This window comes from Anoxybacillus sp. ST4 (assembly GCF_019448545.1).
In the GTDB taxonomy this organism is placed as follows: domain Bacteria; phylum Bacillota; class Bacilli; order Bacillales; family Anoxybacillaceae; genus Anoxybacillus; species Anoxybacillus pushchinoensis.
Map to the genome: position 1 here is coordinate 1 of NZ_JAHZOE010000061.1, position 1,517 is coordinate 1,517.

The 1,517-nt window shown below is 56.9% G+C and carries 1 rRNA gene; it reads left to right on the forward strand.

The window, feature by feature from the left end:
- A 23S ribosomal RNA gene (locus tag K1I44_RS14940) occupies positions 1 to 1,517 on the forward strand; the annotation flags it as partial.

Below are 1,517 nucleotides of genomic sequence, written 5' to 3' on the forward strand. Positions count from 1 at the left end.
CGTCGTCGGTAGGGGAGCGTTCTAAGGGCGTCGAAGCTAGACCGGAAGGACTAGTGGAGCGCTTAGAAGTGAGAATGCCGGTGTGAGTAGCGAAAACAGAGGTGAGAATCCTCTGCACCGAAAGCCTAAGGTTTCCTGAGGAAGGCTCGTCCGCTCAGGGTTAGTCGGGACCTAAGCCGAGGCCGAAAGGCGTAGGCGATGGACAACAGGTTGATATTCCTGTACCACCTCCTCACCGTTTGAGCAATGGGGGGACGCAGGAGGATAGGGTCAGCGCGCGACTGGTTGTGCGCGTCCAAGCAGTTAGGCGCCTCAAGTAGGCAAATCCGCTTGAGTAGGCTGAGCTGTGATGGCGAGGGAAATAAAGTACCGAAGTGCCTGATTCCACACTGCCAAGAAAAGCCTCTAGCGAGGTGAGAGGTGCCCGTACCGCAAACCGACACAGGTAGGCGAGGAGAGAATCCTAAGGTGCGCGGGAGAACTCTCGTTAAGGAACTCGGCAAAATGACCCCGTAACTTCGGGAGAAGGGGTGCTCCCTCGGGTGATGAGCCCAGGGGAGCCGCAGTGAAAAGGCCCAAGCGACTGTTTATCAAAAACACAGGTCTCTGCGAAGCCGTAAGGCGAAGTATAGGGGCTGACACCTGCCCGGTGCTGGAAGGTTAAGGGGAGCGCTTAGCGCAAGCGAAGGTGCGAACCGAAGCCCCAGTAAACGGCGGCCGTAACTATAACGGTCCTAAGGTAGCGAAATTCCTTGTCGGGTAAGTTCCGACCCGCACGAAAGGTGTAACGACTTGGGCACTGTCTCAACGAGAGACCCGGTGAAATCATAGTACCTGTGAAGATGCAGGTTACCCGCGACAGGACGGAAAGACCCCGTGGAGCTTTACTGCAGCCTGATATTGAATGTTGGTGCGACATGTACAGCATAGGTGGGAGACTGAGAAGCCTGGACGCCAGTCTAGGTGGAGTCGCCGTTGGGATACCACCCTTGTCGTACTGAGATTCTAACCCGCACCCCTGATCGGGGTGGGAGACAGTGTCAGGTGGGCAGTTTGACTGGGGCGGTCGCCTCCCAAAGCGTAACGGAGGCGCCCAAAGGTTCCCTCAGAATGGTTGGAAATCATTCGAAGAGTGTAAAGGCAGAAGGGAGCTTGACTGCGAGACCTACAAGTCGAGCAGGGACGAAAGTCGGGCTTAGTGATCCGGTGGTTCCGAATGGAAGGGCCATCGCTCAACGGATAAAAGCTACCCCGGGGATAACAGGCTTATCTCCCCCAAGAGTCCACATCGACGGGGAGGTTTGGCACCTCGATGTCGGCTCATCGCATCCTGGGGCTGTAGTCGGTCCCAAGGGTTGGGCTGTTCGCCCATTAAAGCGGTACGCGAGCTGGGTTCAGAACGTCGTGAGACAGTTCGGTCCCTATCCGTCGCGGGCGTAGGAAATTTGAGAGGAGCTGTCCTTAGTACGAGAGGACCGGGATGGACGCACCGCTGGTGTACCAGTTGTTCCGCCAGG